This is a genomic window from Parvularcula bermudensis HTCC2503, assembly GCF_000152825.2.
In the GTDB taxonomy this organism is placed as follows: Bacteria; Pseudomonadota; Alphaproteobacteria; order Caulobacterales; family Parvularculaceae; genus Parvularcula; species Parvularcula bermudensis.
In genome coordinates, this window is record NC_014414.1 from 2,289,405 (window position 1) to 2,310,215 (window position 20,811).

A 20,811-nucleotide genomic window follows, 5' to 3' on the forward strand; every position below is an offset into this window, starting at 1 on the left:
AGGAGGGCGTATGTCTATTCGGTCGACGGGCCTCATTTTTCTGCTGGTGAGCCTCCTCGTTCTCGGTTGCGACGACCGTAAGGGGCCGCCGCCGCCAACGACGACGACGGATCTGACCGAAGAGCAAAGGCCAGAGCCGCCGCGCAGCGACGCAGACCCGGCCTCTGCGGACGACACCTTCGCCCTGCTGCGGTCAACCGTCAGCCTAGATAGTCCCGTGCCGGAAATATGCCTGATCTTCTCCCACCCCCTCGATCCGCAGGCAGATTATCAACCTTATCTCGACCTTGACCTCAATGTGGCTCTCAAGGTGGAGGGGCAGCGCCTTTGCCTTGGGGGCTTGCGCTATGGCGAGGAGACCCCCCTCACCCTCCGGAGAGGCTTGCCCGGCGCGGCGGGGCGCGAACTCGCCGCCGACACCCAAGTGACCCTCAGTTTCGAGGATCGCCCTCCCCTGGTCGATTTTGCAGGGGACGGCATGATCCTTCCCCGAATCGATGCCGATGGGTTGGCGCTGCGGACGGTCAATGTCGATAAGGTCGAGGTGGTGATCGAGCGGGTGACCGACCGCGCCCTCGTTTTTCAGTCATTGGGCGCCGGGTTTCGCGCCAATGAAGGGGCATATGGCTACGCCCCGAATGACCCCGGCGACCGAGCGATCCCCATATATTCGGGGCGGGTCGAGATCGATGCCGATCGAAACGCCGAAGCGATCACGGTTTTCCCCATCGCCGAGGCGATCGGTGAACTGGAGCCCGGGGCGTATTTCGTCCGCCTGGCCGACGCCGAAGCCATTGATCGCGATGTCGACCGCCCCAGCCGGGCGGCCCGCTGGCTCCTTGTCACCGACCTCGCCTTTACCGCCTATCGTAGCGGGGAGGGTCTGACCACGACGATCAGGTCACTCAATACGGCACGCCCCGTAGCCGATGTCGAGATCACCCTCGTCGCGGCGTCGAACGAACGGTTGGCGACCCGAACAAGCGATGACGCCGGACAGGTTCAGTTCGCGGCCCCCCTATTGGCGGGGCAGGCGGGGAATGCCCCAAGATTTCTGATGGCCTACGGACCGGACGGGGATTTCGCGGCCCTTGATCTTAATCGATCGCCGGTGGATTTGTCCGACAACCCGATCGAAGGGCGTCGTCCGCCCAACGGGTTAGATGGCTTTCTCGCCCTTGATCGGGGGATTTATCGACCGGGCGAGACCGTCTATTCAACCCTCATTGTGCGGACGGCGGCGGCGCGGGCTGCCGAAGGGCGTCCTGGGATCCTCCAACTGGTTCAACCCAACGGCATGGTCGTCGAAGATCGCCGCTTTTCGGATCTTGCGGAGGCAGGGGGGCTGAGCGCCGCTTTTGCTCTGCCCGACCGGGCCGCCCGCGGCCAATGGCGCCTGACCGCAACGCTCGACGGGGCCGGCCAAGTGGCCGCCGCGCGCTTTGCCGTTGAAGATTTCGTGCCGCAGCGGATCGCCCTTACCATCGACAGTGATCAGTCCTCGCCCCTTACCGAAGGCGAAACCCGCCCCATCACGGCGGAGATACGCTTTTTATACGGGGCGCCGGGCGCAGGGTTGCCGGTGGGGGGACGCGCCCGGCTGGTCAAGGACCCCAGTCCTTTTCCCGACTTTAGCGATTTCCGGTTTGGCGTCAGTACCGAAACCTTCAGGGAACGACAATTCCCCCTGCCCTCCACGACCGCGGATGAGACGGGCGTGGCGCAGCTCCCCCTTTCGGCCCCGGAGGCGGAGCAGTCGAGCTTTCCCCTGAGGCTGCGGGCGGTGGTCGAAGCCAGCGAACCCGGTGGCCGCCCCGTGGCGGAAGACCTCTTCATCCCCTTCCGTCCCCGCCCGGTCTATCTGGGGATGCGGCCGGCCCAGGAAGGAACCATTCCCAGGCAAGAGCCTTTTGCCTGGTCCCTCCTCGCCGTGGACCGAACGGGGCAGCAAACGGCGCTGCCGCAGGTGCAATGGCAACTCGACCGCCGCGATGTCGACTATGATTGGTACAAGCCGCAAGGCGGCGATTGGCAATGGCGCCGGACGGAGCGTTCGGTCCCGATCGAGACCGGCCAAACCTCTCTCAACGCAGAAACCGAGACGGTTCTTTCGTTACCCGCTCTCGATTGGGGCGATTACACCCTGACGGTTCGGCACGATGGTGAGGCGCTGGCGGCGCAATCCTTCTTTGTCGGCTATGGCGGACGAACGGGGCCGGATAATCAGGCGCCCGATCAAGTGCGTCTCCTTTTGCCCGATGACCCTCCCACGCCGGGCGAGACGATCGAGGTTGGCCTTGACGCGCCCTATCCCGGAATCGCCGAAATTACGGTTGCCACCGATAAAGTCCTTGCCACCTATCAATTGGACGTCCCCGAAGGGGGGGCCGAAATCAGCCTCCCGACGGATGAGCGGTGGGCCGGGGGCGCCTATGTCCTGGCCACCGTTTACACGCCGCGGGATCGGCAGGATCAGCCGCTGCCGCGCCGGGCGGTGGGGGTGGGCTATGTCGCCACCGATATGTCGGCGCGGACCTATGAGGTGGCCTTGGACGCGCCCGATCGTGTGGCGCCCAATCAATCCCTCCCCATCGACCTTAGACTTCAGGGCGGCCCACGACGGGAGCGCGCCTTTGCGACGGTGGCGGCGGTGGACGAAGGGATTCTCCAACTGACGAAGTTCGAAACCCCCGACCCCGTGGCGCATTTCTATGGCAAGGAACAGCTCGGGATCGACCTGTTAGATGATTACGGACGATTACTGGACCCTAATCAGGGGCGCGCCGCGGCTTTACGCTCCGGCGGCGATCAAATCGGCGGCGCTGGATTGACGGTCGTCCCCACAAAGACCGTTGCCCTCTTCTCAGGTCCTATCGACATCGGGACGGATGGACGGGCACGGATTTCTCTCGACCTGCCGGACTTCAATGGTGAGCTTCGACTGATGGCCATTGTCTGGTCGGAGACGGGGCTCGGCGCGGGGTCCCGCCCTCTGACGGTACGCGATGACGTCCCCGTTGAGGCGATCCTGCCCCGCTTTCTGGCGCCGGGGGACAGGGCGGTGGCCACGCTGAGCGCTGACAATATAAGCGGGGCCGAGGGGGTTTACGGCACGCGCATTGAGACCGAAGGCCCCCTGACAATATCGAACCCGTCAGGCACCGTGACACTGTCTCGCGGCGATCGCGCCGATCGTCCCTTTACGTTGGAAGCGGCGGCGCCGGGGATCGGTCATCTCTCCGTGGACATGCAGGGACCCGATGGCGCCCGATATGGGAGCCGCTTCCCCCTCGAGGTGAGGTCCGCCTTTCTCCCCGAGACGCGGATACGGCGGTTTACCCTCACGCCCGGTGAAAGCCTTACGCTTGACAGCAGCCTAGACGAGGGCCTTGAGACCGCCTCGGTGAGCGCTCACATCAGTGTGTCGGCGACCCCGATCGATGCGGCCGCCCTGTTCAGTTCTTTGCGGCATTATCGCTATCAATGTACGGAGCAGCTTGTCAGCCAGACCATGCCTCTGCTTGACGCTGCGGTGCTCGGAACGGAAGACGACCGCCCCGAGGGGGCGACAGCCGATATTCGCACCGCAATTGAGACCTTACTGGCGCGACAAAGCGCCAATGGCGCCTTCGGCCTATGGCGTGTGGGCGACCAAGACGCCTCCCCCTGGATCGGCGCCTATGCCACAGAGTTTCTGTGGCGTGCGCAGAAAGCCGGCTATCAGGTGCCGGACATGGCCTTGAACCGCGCCGTTGACGCCCTTCGGCCCTATGCTGACGGACGGTTCTACGCTGGCGGCGGGTATGATGTCGGGGTCGCCCCGCCAAAATATACCGACGACACACCTCAGCGCCTGCAGCATAGAAGCGCCGCCTACGCCCTTTATGTGCTCGCCATGCAGGGGAGCGTCGATCGATCCCGCCTGCGTTATATGCACGATCAGATATTGGACGAGATCGAAAGCCCTCTGGCGAAGGCTCATCTCGGTGCCGGCCTCCACCTGATCGGTGACCGTGGTCGGGCGATGAGTGCCTTTACCGCAGCCAACGACTCCCTCGGATATCGAAATCAAGGCGACTGGTATCAGACCCCTTTGCGCGATCGGGCAGGCGTATTGGCACTGGCCAGCGACGCCGGACTGGTCGAAAGGGCGGAAGAGATGGCCGATCTGCTGGCCACGGATATCCCGCCCCCTGCCGATTTGACGACCCAGGAGAAAGCCTTCTTGATCAGGGCGGCGGGGGCCATGGCGACGGCTGGCGAAGCGGCCGACGCGGCAACCCTTGACGGCCGCCCCTTTGATGGGGCGAGCCCTCTTTCCGCGTCACAATTGGACGACGCCCCGATTGTGCGCAATGCCGGAGACGGCCTTCTATACGGTACGCTCTTGGTGGAGGGGGCGCCGCTGACCCCTCCGCAGGCGGTCGGTTCCGGGCTATCCCTCACAAAACGTCTTTACACTGAGTCGGGCTCCTCGATTGACGCCTCGTCCTTCACCCAAGGCCAACGGGCGATCATCCTGTTGACCCTGACCCCGGAACGCGCGGCGGAGGCCAGCTATATCGTGGAGGATTTGCTCCCGGCTGGGTTCGAGATCGAGACAGTCCTCGATGTCCAGGACAGTCTTAAGGAAGGGGTATATGCCTTTCTCCCCGATCTTGTCCGCCCCGATATCGCTGAGAAACGCGATGACCGGTTCGTCTCGGCCCTGACGGTGTCATCGAAAACGCCGCGCCATCTCGCCTATCTCGTACGGGCCGTGACGCCCGGCGACTTCACCGCACCGGGGGCGGTGGCAGAGGATATGTATCGGCCTGATATTTTCGCCAGGAGTGCGTCTGGGACGATCTCGATCGAGGCCGCCCCTTGAGCCATTTCCTCCGTAAAGGAGGGAGAGTGGGCCTCCTATTGGTGGGGCCGGTCTTGCTCGTGCTCGCCTTTGACAGGCTGTTCCCTCCCCCCCTGTCGGATTTGGAGCTGTCGACCGTTGTGGCGGACCGTCATGGCGCGCCCCTTAGGGTGTTTCCCGTAAGAGAGGGACGCTGGCGTCTCCCAGCGGACCTTGACCGCCTCGACCCCCGTTTCATCGACGCCGTCATCACCATTGAGGACAAGCGATTTTATCACCATCCGGGCGTCGATGCCGCCGCGATCCTCCGCTCCCTAACAACATGGATGTTGGAGGGGGAGATCCGTTCTGGCGCCTCGACCATCACGATGCAGACCGTCAGGCTGCTTCGACCAAGGCCGCGGACCTTTGGATCGAAGTTGATCGAGGCCGTCAGGGCCCTGCAGATCGAAGCCAGAATGTCCAAAGCGGAGATCCTCTCGCTTTACCTCACCTTGACGCCCTATGGCGGCAATTTGGAAGGGGTCGAAGCCGCCAGCTACGCCTATTTCGGACGGCCGCCCCGCACCCTCGCCCCAGAGGAGACGGCGCTTCTCATCGCCCTCCCCCAGGCACCTGAAGCGAGGCGCCCAGACCGCCAGGCCGAGGCGGCGCAGAGGGCCCGATCGCAGATCCTGGCCAAGCTGGTCGCGGCCGGCGTCTATACAAGCGCCGAAGCGGCGGGGGCCGCCGAAGTGCCCGTCCCGACCGCCCGTTCCCCCTTCCCGTCCTCGGCGTGGCATGCCAGCGACCTCGTCTCGGGGCGGGCTGTTGCCAAGACTCCTTTGGTCACAACATTTGATACAGATCTTCAAAAGGCCGCCCAGCGCCACCTCGCCGCGGCACTTGAGACGACCGGGCCTGATGTCCAGGCCGCAGCGCTGGTCATGGATATTGAGGGACGGGCCGTTCGCGCTCTGGTGGGCTCCGTCAGCCGGGACCGGGCCGGGGGCTGGATCGACCTCACGAACCGGTCCCGCTCTCCGGGGTCGACGCTCAAACCGTTCGTCTACGGTCTTGCGTTCGATGACGGCATTGCGGGGCCGCAGACAATTATCGCCGATCTCCCTGCTCGATTTGCAAGCTATCAGCCGGACAATTTCGATCGACGGTTTCGTGGGGATGTGACGATTGCCGAAGCCCTACAGCATTCGTTGAATGTTCCTGCGGTGCGCGTCATGGACCGTATCGGGAGCAATCGATTTTTAGCGGCGCTTTCCTATGCCGGCAGTTCCCCGCGACTGCCGGGGGGACCCCACCTCGATGCCGGCCTCGCCGTCACCCTCGGCGGGGCGGGGCTGAGCGCGATGGACCTCGCCGTCCTCTACGGGGCGCTCGGCGATGGAGGACGCGCCCTGCCCCTCGCCTTTACTCCCGAAGAGGTCAGTGCCAATACTGCACGGCGCGGCCTGTCCCTTCTCCGGCCTGAAACGGCGACGCACCTCCTTGATATTCTCGCCGCCGCCCCCTCCCCCGCGGGCAGGATCCCCCGATCCCTGACCACAGATACCGCCCCAATCGCATTTAAGACGGGAACGTCCTATGGGTTTCGGGATGCGTGGGCCGTCGGGGTGTCCTTGGGGCGCGTCATCGTCGTCTGGGTCGGGCGACCGGACGGACAGCCTCGTCCAGGGGAGACGGGGCGCCGGGCGGCGTTGCCGATCTTGTTCGATCTCTTCGATGCAGCGGACCGCCATCTGGGCAAAGCCCAATCGGGGCCCAAGTCCGCAACGCCTCTTGAGGAGACGGGGCCGACCCGTTTTAGGGACGAGACCGCCCCGCCCCAGATCCTCTTCCCGCCCGACGGCGCCACCTTGTGGATTGAGCATGCCCAGCGGTCCCTGACCCTCACGGCAAATGGAGGCGCGCCGCTCACATGGTATGTCGATGGCGTCCCCCTGACCAATCACCCCGGTGGAGCGTCCTGGCACCCTGCCGGCCCGGGCTTTTACCGACTATCCGTGATCGACCATGCGGGGCGCACAGCCACAACATCCGTACAGGTGATCGTCGGCACCATGACCGCCCCCGCCGACGATCCGCTATAACGAAAAAAAGCGGGCTCCTGAGAACCCGCTTTTGCGCTGTCTTGTTGCTCTTCGGCGAGATTAGAACTCTTTCGTCACACGAATGAACGCCTGACGACCGCGGAGGTCATATTGGGTCCCGAAGATCGGCACATTGCCGCGGCGGAAGGTCACGCCGTCTGACACGATCGGCGGTTCCTCTCCAAACAGATTGGTGATCCCGCCCGTGATCGTGAGGAGATCGCCTGTCCACCGAACCGATGCATCGTGATACCAAACCGCTTCGGTCTCGACGATCCGCTGCGCCGGCGCCCCAAAATAGGTGGTGTCCACCGGATCGAAGACTTCATTCGACGTGTGGCCAACGAAATCGAGGAACCAAGAGAAAGTATAGTCACCCCTGGTAAAGCGGACTTGCGCATCGCCGACGACGTCGGGATCACCGATGGTCCGATTGAAATCCTCCGTGGCAAAACCAGACTCACTATCGGTATCGAAGAGATCGAGTGTATCCTCGAACGTCCATGTGGCCTGCGCATCGACGAGCAAGGTCCCGAAATCGAAATCCCGTTCATACCTTAAGGTCGCATCGAGCCCGCGGGTCACCTGACTGTTGATGTTGATGAATGTGTCTGTGACTTCATTCACCGCCAGCGGTTCTGTTGCCGTTCCCCGCGTGAAGAGATCGCAGAAATCATTCGGGAAATTATCACCACCGTAGCAGCCGCCGAGGATCGTCCCCGCCCCAAGCTGCGCGATTTGATTGTTCACTTCGATTTCGAAGTAATCGAGCGCGAGACTGACGGGGAAGAATTCCGGCGTGATCACCGTCCCAAAGGTCAAGGCGTCCGAAGTCTCCGGTTCGAGGAAACCAGCGCCGCCCCCCGAAATAATCGTCGCGGACGACGTTCCCCCGCCATAATCACCGGGAATACCCTCCGCCGCACAGTTTGCTCGAATGTCATCATCGGTACTGTCTTCCCACAGAATACACGGGTCAATGTCGGCCTGATCCAAAAATCCGGTTTGCTGCCCGAGGAACAGCTCATAGAGCGCAGGAGCACGGAATGAGGTTCCTCTCGTCCCGCGGAACCGCACGGCCGGCACCACTTGCCAATCGAGAGCGACCTTATAGACATCGCCGCTGCCGGAAGATTCGTAGTCGAAGGCTCGACCGGACGCGGTGAACGTCAATTCCTCGACGAGGGGGGCCCCTTTTAAGAGCGGGAATTCCGCCTCAGCGAAAATTTCGGTGACATTGTCTTCGCCTTTCGTGACCAAGGCGGAAGAGGAGCCCCACAAATTCCCTGCCTGGGCCTGTTCGTCCGGCTGATCATCGATCGAAAAGCCACGATATTCGGCGCCGAGGGCGAGAAGCACATCACCTGCCGGAAGGGCGAACAAATCACCGGTTACATAGGTACTGGCGACGAACTGTTCATAGGTCGTACGGCCGACAATCGGCCCGCCAAGGGTATCGTAGAAATTATCGGGATAATTGCCGCTCAAGATCTCAGCCGATTGATAATCGAATTGCGGCGCGTCGTCGTCGAACCGCACATCCCCTGACTGGTCGGCAAAAATAGCCGTATCCGTCCCATATTTGCCATCCGATCGGGAGAAAGTGGTCAGCGCGGTCCACCCCCAATCCGAGAAATATCCCGTGCCGCCGAACTCACCGTTCAGCTCACTGGATACGGATAGATATTTCACTTCCGCCTGACTGTTCGCCTGATAAATGAGAATCGGCTGGGAGAGGAAGAAAGGGTTACTGTACCCTGGATCATTAGCATAGCCATAGACGCCAAACACTGACTGGACCTCGGCTCCGCCCACCAAGGGGAAGAACTGGCGAATGCCATCGGCTGTCGTCTCCCGCTCAGTATACAGCGCTTCAAATTGCCAATTCACACCACCGAGTATGTCGATATCGAAATCCGACAACGAATAAAGGCTGAACCGCTCTTGGGCATTGATCGCGTCGGCCTCAAGAGCGTCAGGGTGGTTCAAAACGCTCTCATAAAAGGCCTGGGCCCCCGGTCCATCATCATATCGGCCTGGATTGCGAGGACGATACCCTTCTAGCGGGCCGACGGTCATACCGTCCGGTGCCGGAATGTATCGAATTGTCGGATCAAGTGCGTCGATCACCGTATTGAAATAGACATTGCCGGTGGAACAGCCGCCAAGATCGGTTCCGGCCAGGATGGACCGATCTTCTCGATCAAGCCTTTCCCTGTATCGGGGTCGAAATAGAAATCCTGCGGGCAGGCCAGATAGTCCCGATCGCCGAGGGAAAGATCCTGAAATTTCTCATACTGCGCAGCAAACAGTACGCTACCAGTATCATAGTTCAGGCCAAAGGCCCCATCGATTGAAAAGCTTTCACCGCCATCTTCAAACGGTTTGTTATATTGCACCGTAAGGGTCGGTCGATCGACGGAGGTCAGCGTGATGATATTGGCCACCCCCGCAACGGCATCCGATCCGTAGACAGAAGAAGCACCGTCTTTGAGAATCTCCACCCGCTGGATTACGGAATCGGGGATCACGTTCAAATCGAACGACCCCACCTGACCGCGAACACCGGCTGGGCCGGGTCGACGACCGTTCAACAGAACCAGACTCCGCTGGGCGCCAAGACCCCGAAGAGAAATCGAATTGATCCCCGTCCCGCCTTCGACAACAAAACCGCCGAATTGGTTGTTAAACTGGACCGAGCCCGATGCGACACTTGACCCCTGAATGATCGACGCTGTGTCGATCAATCCCTCAAGGGTCGCCTCTTCGGCCGTAATCACCTGAATGGGAGCCGCAGAACTAAATTCATCGCGGCGCAGGCGAGACCCTGTGACGACGATTTTGTCATTCGTTCCGCTATCGTCGAACGTCGTCTCCTCGATCTCTACCTCAATCGTTTCTTCCGCCGGGCTTTCGGTGATCTCGTCCTCAACGACGAGATCCTGCGCCAATGACGGCACGCTGGAGAGCGCGAAGACGGCGGACCCCAGCATCAAGGTTCGCACGCAATGCTTTTTTACAACCATATTCACACCCACAATCTAAAGATGTGGCCTTCTTAAAATACCGGTCACTTGACGTTAAGGAGTTCGTAACAATTCTGACAACGTCGAGCAGATTTCTTCAAGGGTTTTTGTAACGCAATGTCGATTTTTTTGTCATTGCTATGTCACATTATATGTTATGTATATGTCTTTTATACATATTTTCCCCTATCGCGGAACGCGAAAACGCGCAACAAAATACACGTCGATGTCACAGGCTGTCGAATTGACGCGCTGGTTTTTCTGTAAGATTGTCTCCCCAACAGACGATATTTTTAGGAGATGTGGCGTTATGCGAAAATTGGGGCGGACGAAGTGGGTCAGTGTCGCCGCCTGGCTGACGGTGTGGGGCGCCCAGGGGCAGGCAGAGCCGATCCCCGTTGAAGCGCTCTCCCGAGAGCCGGAGATGACCAGCCTCTCCATGTCGGCCGAAGGGGACTATCTCGTCGGCTTGGTGTCCCCAGCGGGCAATGACGGCGAAAAACTGGCCCTCGCCGTTTGGGACCTCGAAAAAGGGGGAGAGCCGAAACTCACCGCGCCAAATGATCGTATACGGTTTATTGCTGCCCAGGCCCTTAAAGCCGACAAGTTGTTTTTCCTTACATCCCAGGCCTGGACAGGCACGTTGCAAGGTTGCGGCGAAGGGCGCCGCGTTGGATCAACGGCGACATTCCTCAACAAATTATACATGACCGACACGGCGATGGACGATTTTGAGGAGCCGTTCACCGGGGCACGCCGACTTGGTAATAGTGACGCCACGGAACGCTGCTTCGAGATCGCCGGCGAAGCGGGTCTATATCAAGACCTTCCCCTCGACCCGACCGACGTCATCGCCCAGAGGGTCAACACAGACACGCTCATTACGGAATATTATCGCGTCAACCTTGTAACAGGTCGTGAAACACTGATCTACAAAGAAACGTCTAGGGAATCCGCAGGGTTGTTCAACCCTCGTACAGGGGAGCTTCTGACCAAATTTCGGCAGAGTCCTGATGGGAATGGCGGCTATACCTTCGAAACATTGATCCGAGACGATGAGACAGGAAGTTTCGACGTCCACGACAAGCTTACTTGGACAGCCGACAATCGGCACTCCATCCAGATTGTCGGGCGGGACGAAAAGACGGGATACTATTACGTCTCTACAGACCAATTTTCCAATACGGCCGACATTTATTTCTACGATCCAGTTGCGCGGGAATACGAGTCGGAACCGCTATTCGCGTTAGATAATTTCGTCGCCAGTGGCGTCGTCCTGGGGCAGAAAGAATCGAACTTCAATGAATTGCTGGGGTTCCGCTATCTCGGTGCCAGCCCATCGACCTATTGGATCGATCCGGAGTGGGATGCCATTGTCCGTGGGCTGGAAAATGCCTATCCTGACCGGGGTATTGGTATTGTTGATTACACGGATGACCTGAGCAAAATCCTCTTTACAACGGAGAGCTCAACCTATCCGCCCGCCTATCACATCCTGGTCGATAAGCGAGCGACACAGGACATTGGCGCTCAGCGTCCTTGGATTGACAGTGACGCTCTGCGCCCCACCAGCCTCATTTACTACACGGCGCGCGATGGCCTGCGCATCCCGGGGTTACTGACGCTGCCAAAGGGTTTCACCCCTGGCGAGGACGCGCCTTTACCCGCAATCGTGTTGCCCCATGGGGGGCCATGGGCGCGGGATTACGCGAATTGGGATGCCACCGGATGGACCCAATTCCTCGCCAGTCGAGGCTATGCGGTCCTGCAACCACAATATCGGGGGTCGGATAATTGGGGACGCTCCCTGTGGCGCGCCGGCGACAATGAGTGGGGTCTCAAAATGCAGGACGACAAGGACGATGCCGCGGCCTGGTTGGTCGACCAGGGCATCGCCGACAGAGATCAGATGGCGATCTTCGGCTATTCCTATGGGGGGTTCGCCGCCATGGCCGCGACGGTACGGGAGGGTGGCCCCTTCCAGTGTGCGATCGCCGGGGCAGGGGTCTCTAACCTTGACCGACTGAGCAATACATGGAGTGAGAACCGGGTGCAGCGGGCTCTTCAAGGGCGCACAGTGGATGGAATGGATCCAGCCGAGAATACACGGCACGCGAATATTCCCGTGCTCGTCTACCATGGCGACCGGGACGTCCGGGTACCGCTATTCCACGGTCGAGATTTCTATAATGCCGTGAAGGATCGGGTCGACGCAGAATTGCTTGTCGTTGAAGACATGCCCCACAGCCTGCCATGGTGGCCACGTCACCATCGGGTCACCCTTGAGGCCATTGAGCGGTTCCTTTCGACCACTTGCGGTCTGACCCCGACCCCACCGCAATAAGTCGGGGTCAGCGCCGGCGTGGCAGCCCCCTCAGATCGGCGCCGTCAGGTGAACGGCCCCCGCCTCGACGCGGGCCTTCACCTGATAGACCCGCTCGATCAAGGGCGGCGTCAGGACCTCTTGCGGTGGCCCGTCCGCAACGAGGCGCCCGTCAACCATCACCAGGACTCTGGTCGCGTATTGGCAGACAAGAGAGAGGTCGTGGAGGATCATCAAGACGCATCCCCCCTGTTCAACCATACCCTTTAATAGAGCGAGAAGGGTCAGGCGATGATACGGGTCGAGACCGGCCAGCGGTTCATCGGCGATAAGCATCGGTGCTTCGGAACAGAACGCCCGCGCAAAATGCACCCTCGCCAGCTCTCCGCCTGATAAGCGCGTCGCCGGACGATCGGCGAGGGCCACGAGGTCGCATCGGACAAGGGCCTGCATAACCGCGCGGAGATCTTGTCCCTTGAGCCGTCCGAGGGCGGCGCCATAACTAAACCGGCCCAGCGCAACCATTTCACGCACGGACATCGGCCAGGGCGGCGGGCGATCCTGGGGAAGGTAGGCAAGGCGTCGTGCCCGCTCGGCGGGGGGCAGTTGCGCAATCTCTGCCCCCCCTAAAGTCGCCGTACCGGCTTCCCGTGGTTCCCCCCCGAGAAGTCCGCGGACCAGACTGGTCTTTCCCGCCCCATTCGGACCGATCAGGGCGATCAACTCGCCCGGCCCCGCTTGGAACGAGACCGATCTGACGACTTGCCGCCCCTCACGGATCATTGTGAGATTATCGACCTTGAGATCAGTCACCGAGGCGCCCCCCCACGGCGATCCAAATAAAGAGTGGCGTGCCCAGCAGTGCCGCAATAACCCCAAGTCCAAGCTCATTATGGGTGGGGATCAGACGGACACAAATATCCGCCGCAACAAGGATAGCGCCACCGGCAAGGGCGGAGGGCAGCAATGATCGCGCAGGGTCGAATCCAACAAGGGGGCGGATGAGATGCGGGATCACGATGCCGACAAAGCCGATAGCCCCCGCCAGGGCCACGCTCCCCCCAACCGCCATCCCGGCGCCAAGAATGGTCCATCGCCGTTGCCGCGCAAGATCAAGGCCCAAGCCCCACGCCGCCTCCTCTCCAAGGGTCAGCGCCGACAATCCTCGGCGAATGACCCATAGCAAACCGCCGCCGACCAGGATGAAGGGACAGCATAGGAGAAGATCCTGCACGGATCTGTTCGCAACCGACCCCAAGGACCAGTAGATCAGGTCAGAGAGCGTGAACGGATTGGGCGCGAGATTGAGAAGCAGGCTCAGGAGGCTCCCCGCAAAGCTGGTCACCCCAATTCCCACAAGGAGTAAGGTTGTCACGCTCCGGACTTTTTGGGCAACGATCACCAGACCGGCCGTCGTGACAATGCCGCCAAGTATCGCCAGCCCAGGTAAGATGAGCGGGCTTATTGTCGTCAGTCCAAAGAGGATGCCCGTCGTTGCGAATAATGCCGCCATGGACGAGATGCCCAAGACCCCAGGGCCGGCCAGCGGATTACGAAGAAGCCCTTGCAAAGCGGCTCCACTCACCCCCAAGGCCGCGCCGACACTAAAAGCCGCCAACGCCCGCGGTAAACGGAGTGACCAGACAATGATCCTGTCACTCGGTGTGCCCTGCCCGACCATCGCGGCGATGACCTCGAGTAGAGAAAGGGAGGCTGCACCGAAAGAGCAACTCACCAGCAGAGCAATGACGGCCACAGCCAAAAGGCTGCCGGTCAGTCCCACCTGCCGGCTCATTGACGCTCTCCCTGCTGGTCGAGGGAAGCGAGGGTCTCAATTGCGCGAAACGTATGTTCGCCGCCGCAGGTAAAGAGTGAACCGTCAACATCATAGGTTGGAACATGATCGAGCAAAGCCTGAACATGGGGGTGGCGGGCGGCGCTCCAGCGACCCGGTCGATCATCGGCAGGACCAAATCGAGGGACGACGATCAAATCGGGCTTCTCCAGGACCAATCGCTCCAAAGGTACCGCCTGCCACCCTGGCCTTGTCTGATAATTCCGATACCCTGCCCTTGTGATCACATCGTCCACCAGCGTCCCGGGTCCCGCGACCACCCCCCCGGCGGTGAGATAAAGAAGACGCCGCCCTTCGGCCTGCGTTTCTGATTGCGGTGCCGACGCATGGCGATCCAATCCTCGGGACGCGATCCGGCTTGCGCGCCCATCAGCGCCCAGCGCCGACGCCAGCGCGTTCATCCCTTCAAGAACACTTGCCGTCTCCGTACCGCTCAATTGGGTCGTCCAGGGGATCGTCACCACATCGAGCCCCGCCGCCTCAAGCCGCGATAAAAGAGGGGGTCCGCCGCCATAGGACCGCACGATCAGCGCCGGCTTCAGGGCAATCAATTCCTCGGCGCTTGGCCTTATCTGCTGCAAGCCGTGGGCTTTTTCTCGCTCCGCGGAATAGCTCTTCCCCGCCTGGGGGGAGACGGCCAGAATATCCGAGCGATCCGCCAGCTGCAATAGATACTGGTCTGCACAAAGATCGATACTAACGAAACGACCCCCCTCCCCTCTATCGCTCTGCGGTGACGGCGCACACCCCAGAAGAAGGCCGATACAGCCCATCACTGCAGAACGTGTTGTTTTCATGCCTCAATACTCAACCTTCACCCCGATGAAGCCTGAGCGGCCCGGTGTTCCGTAGCCGAGGACCTGCTGATATTCCTCATCGAACAGGTTCTCAATCCGGCTATAGAAGACCAGATCGTCCGTGAGCGCATAGGTTGCGGTGACATCGACCCGGGTCCATGCGGGCAGGTCCTCACCGCTTACGGTCTGCTCCTCGCCATTATAGCGGACGAACAGCGCGCCGGAGAGGCGGCCTGTCCCCTCCCCTATCAAGGCCAAATCGCCGCTATGGCGGGGGAGGCGAATAAGAAGATCGCCTGCCTCATCCTCCGTGTCCAAAAAGGTATAGGCCCCGTCGACGGTAAGCCAGGGGAGCGGAACGAGACGGACCGCTGCCTCCCCCCCCACTGTCTCGACGTGATCAATATTCACATAGCCATCGGTGAAGGTGAAATCGATCAGATCGTCAAAGGACTGCTGAAATACGGTCATCGAAAGGGTGGCAGGAAAATATGCCGGATCCCAATCAAAGCCGAGTTCAGTGCCCTCGGCCCGCTCAGCCCGCAGCTCGTCATTCGGCTCTGTCAGGCCGCAAAAAGTACAAACATAGGTGGTTTGGAACACAGAGGGCGCTTTGATCCCCTCCCCCCAATTTCCCCTTAAGGTCAGGGCGTCCGTCACATCATAGGCTGCCGCGATCCGCGTGGTTGTTTCCGATCCAAATCGGGAATCATCATCAATCCGTCCCCCGATGGTGAGGGTGAGGCGATCGCTTGCGCGAAATTCGTGCAGCAGAAAAAGACTGTCGGTGGTGGCGTCCTCGGTCTCGACTGACGTTTTCTCCTGCTCAACGCCTAGGGCGATACGATTGCGCTGCCCCAGCTTCCCCTTTCCCAGGTAACGATAGAGCTGTCGCTCTCCCTCCGTAGAGAAACTGAGTTGCCCGCCTGAAAAGCTATCCCTCGAAAGGCGCCAAGTGCCGAGGGTGAATTCGTGGGCGAAGAGGTGGCCGTCCCCGCCGAGATTGAGACGCACCTGTCCCCCCTGCTCCGCGGCTTCATCATAGTCGTCGCCGTCGGCGACGCTTCCCACCGCGCTGGCGTCGAAACGGTCGAGATCGGTTCTCGCCTCGCTGCCGAAAAAGCTACCCGTTAGAGTGGCATGGGCACCGAGATCCACATCGCCCTTGATCAGCCATTGGGCGCGATGGAATCCGTCCGATTCCTCATTTCCCGCGGCTTCATCGGCCTTGGAAATGCCGTCTGTCGTCAGCGCATTGCCGATGAGGGCAAGGCCGCCCGATGAGCCGCCGAGCTCAAGATCGACCATGCCGGAGCGGGTGGCAAAAGAGCCAAGTTCCGCCCCGACCGTGCCCGAGATCCCCTCACGCCGAGGCGTGACCGTGTTGACCAAAACAACACCGCCAATCGCATCGGCCCCCCAAAGGACCGATTGCGGCCCTTTGAGCACTTCGACCGTCTTGATCCCCGCCGTGCCCAAGCGGCTGAAATCATACCCCCCGGCGGGCGCTGCCGTATCGTTCACAGGAAGACCGTCGATCACCAACAATGTCTGGGCCGAAGCGGCCCCGCGTAGGCGAACGCTGGCTGTGCCGCCAAAGGCGCCGTTTGTGTTCACGGTGACCCCCGGCTGGGCCGCCAGGGCCTCGACCAGAAAAGGCGATTGCCGCCTTTCAAGATCGGTCCGATCAAGGACGGATATCGCGGTCCCGGTCTCGGCCAGAGATTGCGGCAGCCGCGTTCCGTCAACGATAATGATGTCTTCTTCGGCCTGGTCGCGGCCATCCCCCTGCGGTTGATTCCCAACCACGGCCAAGGCCCCGCTCAACGCCCACGCGCTCAATCCCATTCTATCTCTCCGTGGTCCCCCCACCCGTGATGGGACCGATGATCACGACAATCGATCGAACGGATCACCGTACGGGCGATCGATCAGCTTGCCGTTACTGAGGAGAGGCGAGGCCTTCCCGCCCGCGATAAGGGCTATTCCCGGCCCCCGGACGAACGACGCGATGGCAGGTCTCCTGGCTCACCGATCATCGCTTCCAACCCCCTTCCCGGAGTTTCCTCCAGTGGTGTATCGGTTGTCAGCTCCTGGCTCACAGTTGCGGGTACAGCCCCGGATTGCCACCGGGTTCCCTCTTCGCCGTGATCTCTCACGGAACCATCTCTTCGCTGAATGGCCAAACGCACCGGCAAAGTCAAACGGCACCCCCACAGGAGAGTATGGGTATTGCGCCGCTGCGGACTGTCCTTGTGCGCCCCCTCACGAGGCCATCTCCAACGCATCCAGGCGGACCCGCCCTAGCGTAAAGCGGCAAAGACCGCACGGTCCCTAGGCAGGCGCGGGATGACGATCCCCTGATGGGACGGTTTTTGTCGACCGATCCGGTCGGATTTTCCCCCGCCCGACCTGACATGGTCAACCGCTACGCCTATGCCGCAAACGATCCGGTGAATATGTTGGATCCGACGGGGATGTGTTCGGAGAGCAGTTCAAGCTCGGAAAAGTTTTGCTATCTCGAGGATACGATCAAGAGTTTTCTTGAACCAATCGTCGAAACAGCAATGAACTTTGCCGGGGTCGATGTGACCCCCGAGTTTTATCCGCTTGGGGATAGAGTCGGTGGTTGGGTTTTGCCCGTGTGGGCGGTGGATGCAACGGCCATCAGCACGGAGGCTCAGGCGGTGATGGCCGTTGCGGGTGCAGGGATGCGGCATAGACCGCCGGGGATTGGTAGCCGATGGCCGAATGAGGCCGCTCGGTGTTGTGGTCGTTGAAGTGTCCGTATGGCGTGGTCTTGCTCAGTTCGCTGACGTCGATCATCGCAGCGCCTCCACCTTGGTCTCCTCCAAATAGGCATGCAGGTCGTTGAGGCTGTAGCGTACGAGCGCGCCGATCTTCGAGTATCTGGGCCCGCCGTTACGGTGATGCCGGTGCCACTCTAGCTTCTGCCTCGAGCAGCCGAAGTAGGTCGCAGCCTCGCGTGTGGTGAGCAGCTCTCTGTTCGGCGCCATGGACGCTCCTTGTACACCACTTAGGAACGGTTAGGATACGCTGAAAAACCAAGAGAACTAACCAGCAAAGTGTTACACATTGAAAGGCGAAAAAAAATGTTCAGCGTTTTCAGTAATTTGATAAGGGACTTTTCTTCCGAGAGTTTCTGCGCAATGATCGGCAGAGGCAAGCGAGGAAGCCATGACATTTATGCCATCGATCCAAAGCCAGAAGTTTTATCGCGTGCCATATCACGTCATCCAAAGAGGTCTCGAAGCTGGCGGCTTTGACTTCAACGAGGACGGGTACTCCAATTTTAAAGTGTCATTGAACGGTCAATTAGATAAGCCGATGCCGAGCTACAAGTCGCTTGGCGCAATGGTTCGCCGACACGACTACAATAAACTCAACACGTTGAGACCCCTGATCGCGGGGTTGAACTCGATCGATGCAAATAATCTCGATCCGGAGAGTGCGATTGTTGAGTTCTCGTATTGGATCGAGAACTATGAGGGAGCGCTGCGAACCACTGGTGAAATAGTTAAAAGGCGAGGTCTAACTCGGCTCAGCAAACCCCGGGATGGGCGCGTCAAGCACGCCATGGCTTACATTGAACAGGAGACCGGTATCACGAGGCAGTTCCAAAATGAGCTGTTGAAGCGTCGTCGAACTTCGCATGCCATCTGCGACAAAATTAACGCATGCATTCGCGATTTGACGGGATTTTCCGTGCACGTAACTCAAATCGGCGCCGGATCCTCGACCGATCAAGGGCCGGTAGCGCCCACTGTTGCTCAGCAAACTCTGCAATTGGAACTCGATCTGTACTAGGAAAAGCTCATCCCACAGAAAGATTTGCGATTCCAATCGACTAGATGGTTAACGAAATTCTGAGACCTTCCAGGTCCCGACGAATGTATCCCACAAATTCCCTATAAAATTGTCAGCATAACGGCTTGTGTCTTCTCGGATAAGTAGCTCGGAGAAGATAAATTGGTCGGAATCTGGGAATGGCTACAGCCTTGGTTTGTTAATCTTGGAGACAAGCTCGGGTCGATCAGCTTGAGTTCGCTTGTGACATGTTTTTTTGCCCTGGAAGCGCTCTTAAGTCTTTTGGACCGGCTTCCAAGAAAAGGCGCGGAAAAGCTTGCTGACAAACCATCCGAGAATAGGGGCTGGGCCTCGGGTTGTAGAGTGGCAATCTATGTTGTGGTGGTGACGGGCGTTATGGCCAAGCGCTCGTTGGTCTAAACTGAGATTTGTTCAGAAATCGCGACGGACCTGCCGCCAGCAGCTTTCCGAATGGTTGCTGCCACCTTCTCGACCTCGCCCCGCAGATACCCCGTAAGGTTCGCCCGCGTCACGTAGCGCGAGCTGATGTCGTTGGTCTTATGGTTAAGGAGGATCATCGCCGTTTCGACCGAGACCCCTGCCTCGAGGGCGAGGGTCCTGTAGGTGTGGCGCATCATGTGCGGTGAGTACGGGAACTTCTCCGACCGCTTGAGCTGGTCGATGTAGCCGGTCCTGGTCCTGGCCGGGAAGACGAACTCGCTCTTACCACGGAGCACACCCAAGTCCTCGATCAGCGACCAGGGGATCGGCACGCGGAAAGCGCGCTCCTCTCCGCCCTTCGGCGAGGGCACCAGCAGGACGCCCTGGTCGTCGAGGTTCGCCCACCGCATCGACCGCGCCTCGTTCGACCGCAGGCCCGTCATGAGCATGGTTTGCCAGCAGAGGCGCTTCTTCACCTTCTCCATCGCGTCGAGCCGCGCCCAGAGGGTCGGCATCCCCTCCAGCGGTACGGCCCAGTCCCGCGTCCTGTCCTTCGCAAAGCGGACGCCGCGCGTGACGGGGTTCGGCGGCAGGTCGTACACCCGCGCCACGTCGTTGAGCAAGAGGCGGGCGAGCCGCAGAGCGCCGTTGGCGGTGGCGGGGCCGCGCTTCTCCGCCAGCTCCTCGTGTAGCTTCGCGCAGGTCTGCCGGTCGAGCAGGTGCATAGGCAGGTCGCCGATCTTGGCCAGGGGCGCCTTCGGTCCCACCGTTAGGCTCTTGTACGACTGGTGCGTCTTGGGCCGCAGGTCGTCGCCGCGCGCCTTCAAATACTTCTCCAGCGCCTGGCGCAAGGTGGGGATGCCGTCCTTTCGTAGCCTCGGGTCCTCACCACGCCGAGCCATGACGTTGGCCTCGATGGCCTGCTGCCGGGCGGTCCTCAGGCTGACCTCGTTCGCCCGGCCGATCATCAGGGAGACCGCTCGGCCCGTTCCGTCGTTGACGCTGGTCACGAGCTTGTAGCTGCTCGACCGCTTTCCGATGACGAGCCGCAGACCACGCACCTCCGTGTCGTAGAGCTGCGTGCCCGCCGGGTGTTCGTCCCTGGCCCTGTCCACCAGGCCCTGTGTAAATTTCGTCGCCACGTCCAAATCCTCCTTCTCAGACCTAAAATCGGCCTGAGACGCATCAGGAGCCGTTAGGATCGGTTAGGATTATGCCGTGGACGGAGCGCTGGAGATGCGGCTAAATGGAGGGGCGCCGGCGAATCATGGGCACAGCATGTTGTGCCTACTGGCTCGAATGGCGCTGATTTTTGTGGTGCCCCCAGTCCGACTCGAACGAACGACCTACTGATTACAAATCAGTTGCTCTACCAGCTGAGCTATAGGGGCCAGGACTTGGCGGTATGCCGAAGCGCGACACCGGTCAAGCCGCGGATTCTATCGAAAAATGGTTGCGAGGTCATCGCCTTTTGTCTATCCCGCGCCCTCCCCAAGGCCCGGACGGGCCACTGATGGAGGGGTGGGTGAGTGGTTAATACCACCAGACTGTAAATCTGGCGCTTCGGCTACGCTGGTTCGAATCCAGCCCCCTCCACCATTTTGT

At 60.4% G+C, this 20,811-nt stretch carries 12 protein-coding genes, 2 tRNA genes, 1 pseudogene and 1 riboswitch; of the genes and pseudogenes, 6 read left to right on the plus strand and 9 right to left on the minus strand.

Features of this window, described 5'->3' with window-relative positions:
- The first annotated feature begins 10 nt into the window (after positions 1 to 10).
- Both PB2503_RS10810 and pbpC read left to right on the plus strand, forming a co-directional pair.
- On the plus strand, positions 11 to 4,870 hold the full coding sequence (locus tag PB2503_RS10810; protein ID WP_013301297.1) for an alpha-2-macroglobulin family protein: 4,860 nt from the start codon (positions 11 to 13) through the stop codon (positions 4,868 to 4,870).
- Positions 4,871 to 4,896: 26 nt separating this feature from the next.
- Entirely contained in the window at positions 4,897 to 6,936 is a 2,040-nt protein-coding gene (gene pbpC, locus PB2503_RS10815; protein WP_013301298.1) for a penicillin-binding protein 1C, read from the plus strand.
- A 60-nt stretch (positions 6,937 to 6,996) separates the two neighbouring features.
- Here pbpC and PB2503_RS10820 read toward each other — a convergent pair whose 3' ends face one another.
- Together PB2503_RS10820 and PB2503_RS14875 are read right to left on the minus strand one after the other, a co-directional pair.
- Positions 6,997 to 9,066: a TonB-dependent receptor gene (locus PB2503_RS10820; RefSeq protein WP_169310306.1), complete on the minus strand. Its 2,070-nt coding sequence runs from the start codon at positions 9,064 to 9,066 to the stop codon at positions 6,997 to 6,999.
- On the minus strand, positions 9,063 to 9,962 hold the full coding sequence (locus PB2503_RS14875; RefSeq protein WP_169310307.1) for a TonB-dependent receptor plug domain-containing protein: 900 nt from the start codon (positions 9,960 to 9,962) through the stop codon (positions 9,063 to 9,065). The genes PB2503_RS10820 and PB2503_RS14875 overlap by 4 nt, the downstream gene beginning before the upstream one ends.
- A gap of 310 nt (positions 9,963 to 10,272) precedes the next feature.
- Between PB2503_RS14875 and PB2503_RS10825 the strand changes: the two genes are divergently transcribed.
- Complete coding sequence (locus tag PB2503_RS10825; protein WP_013301299.1) at positions 10,273 to 12,306, plus strand: alpha/beta hydrolase family protein; 2,034 nt, start codon at positions 10,273 to 10,275, stop codon at positions 12,304 to 12,306.
- A gap of 30 nt (positions 12,307 to 12,336) precedes the next feature.
- Here PB2503_RS10825 and PB2503_RS10830 read toward each other — a convergent pair whose 3' ends face one another.
- From PB2503_RS10830 to PB2503_RS10845, 4 genes are read right to left on the minus strand one after another with little or no spacing between them, the layout of a single operon-like run.
- A complete protein-coding gene (locus tag PB2503_RS10830) occupies positions 12,337 to 13,098 on the minus strand; it encodes an ABC transporter ATP-binding protein (RefSeq protein ID WP_013301300.1) in 762 nt (253 codons plus the stop codon).
- A complete protein-coding gene (locus PB2503_RS10835) occupies positions 13,091 to 14,080 on the minus strand; it encodes a FecCD family ABC transporter permease (RefSeq protein ID WP_013301301.1) in 990 nt (329 codons plus the stop codon). Before PB2503_RS10835 ends, PB2503_RS10830 begins: the two co-directional genes overlap by 8 nt.
- The gene (locus PB2503_RS10840; RefSeq protein ID WP_041534988.1) at positions 14,077 to 14,937 is read right to left on the minus strand and encodes an ABC transporter substrate-binding protein; all 861 of its coding nucleotides are present in this window, start codon (positions 14,935 to 14,937) and stop codon (positions 14,077 to 14,079) included. The genes PB2503_RS10835 and PB2503_RS10840 overlap by 4 nt, the downstream gene beginning before the upstream one ends.
- A gap of 3 nt (positions 14,938 to 14,940) precedes the next feature.
- The gene (locus PB2503_RS10845; RefSeq protein WP_013301303.1) at positions 14,941 to 16,785 is read right to left on the minus strand and encodes a TonB-dependent receptor plug domain-containing protein; all 1,845 of its coding nucleotides are present in this window, start codon (positions 16,783 to 16,785) and stop codon (positions 14,941 to 14,943) included.
- A 148-nt stretch (positions 16,786 to 16,933) separates the two neighbouring features.
- Positions 16,934 to 17,120: riboswitch (cobalamin riboswitch) on the minus strand.
- Positions 17,121 to 17,288: 168 nt separating this feature from the next.
- Here PB2503_RS10845 and PB2503_RS10850 point away from each other — a divergent pair.
- Positions 17,289 to 17,717, plus strand: a pseudogene (locus tag PB2503_RS10850) (RHS repeat-associated core domain-containing protein); the annotation flags it as partial.
- A gap of 42 nt (positions 17,718 to 17,759) precedes the next feature.
- Here the strand turns inward: PB2503_RS10850 and PB2503_RS10855 are convergent.
- The gene (locus PB2503_RS10855) at positions 17,760 to 17,954 is read right to left on the minus strand and encodes a helix-turn-helix transcriptional regulator (RefSeq protein ID WP_013301305.1); all 195 of its coding nucleotides are present in this window, start codon (positions 17,952 to 17,954) and stop codon (positions 17,760 to 17,762) included.
- Between the two features lie 181 nt (positions 17,955 to 18,135).
- Between PB2503_RS10855 and PB2503_RS10860 the strand changes: the two genes are divergently transcribed.
- Entirely contained in the window at positions 18,136 to 18,765 is a 630-nt protein-coding gene (locus PB2503_RS10860) for a hypothetical protein (protein WP_013301306.1), read from the plus strand.
- Positions 18,766 to 19,181: 416 nt separating this feature from the next.
- Here PB2503_RS10860 and PB2503_RS10870 read toward each other — a convergent pair whose 3' ends face one another.
- Together PB2503_RS10870 and PB2503_RS10875 are read right to left on the minus strand one after the other, a co-directional pair.
- Positions 19,182 to 20,348 (minus strand): tyrosine-type recombinase/integrase, encoded by a 1,167-nt coding sequence (locus PB2503_RS10870; RefSeq protein WP_013301307.1) that lies wholly within the window; start codon positions 20,346 to 20,348, stop codon positions 19,182 to 19,184.
- Between the two features lie 173 nt (positions 20,349 to 20,521).
- Positions 20,522 to 20,597 (minus strand) — tRNA-Thr (locus tag PB2503_RS10875).
- Between the two features lie 124 nt (positions 20,598 to 20,721).
- Here PB2503_RS10875 and PB2503_RS10880 point away from each other — a divergent pair.
- Positions 20,722 to 20,805 (plus strand) — tRNA-Tyr (locus tag PB2503_RS10880).
- Positions 20,806 to 20,811: the final 6 nt, after the last annotated feature.

Coding starts and splice junctions, on each gene's coding strand:
- PB2503_RS10835 (WP_013301301.1), bottom strand. CDS start 14,080: ATGAGCCGGCAGGTGGGACTGACCGGCAGCCTTTTGGCTGTGGCCGTC.
- PB2503_RS10810 (WP_013301297.1), top strand. CDS start 11: ATGTCTATTCGGTCGACGGGCCTCATTTTTCTGCTGGTGAGCCTCCTC.
- PB2503_RS10840 (WP_041534988.1), bottom strand. CDS start 14,937: ATGAAAACAACACGTTCTGCAGTGATGGGCTGTATCGGCCTTCTTCTG.
- PB2503_RS10860 (WP_013301306.1), top strand. CDS start 18,136: ATGACATTTATGCCATCGATCCAAAGCCAGAAGTTTTATCGCGTGCCA.
- PB2503_RS14875 (WP_169310307.1), bottom strand. CDS start 9,962: ATGGTTGTAAAAAAGCATTGCGTGCGAACCTTGATGCTGGGGTCCGCC.
- PB2503_RS10825 (WP_013301299.1), top strand. CDS start 10,273: ATGCGAAAATTGGGGCGGACGAAGTGGGTCAGTGTCGCCGCCTGGCTG.
- PB2503_RS10855 (WP_013301305.1), bottom strand. CDS start 17,954: ATGGCGCCGAACAGAGAGCTGCTCACCACACGCGAGGCTGCGACCTAC.
- PB2503_RS10845 (WP_013301303.1), bottom strand. CDS start 16,785: ATGGGATTGAGCGCGTGGGCGTTGAGCGGGGCCTTGGCCGTGGTTGGG.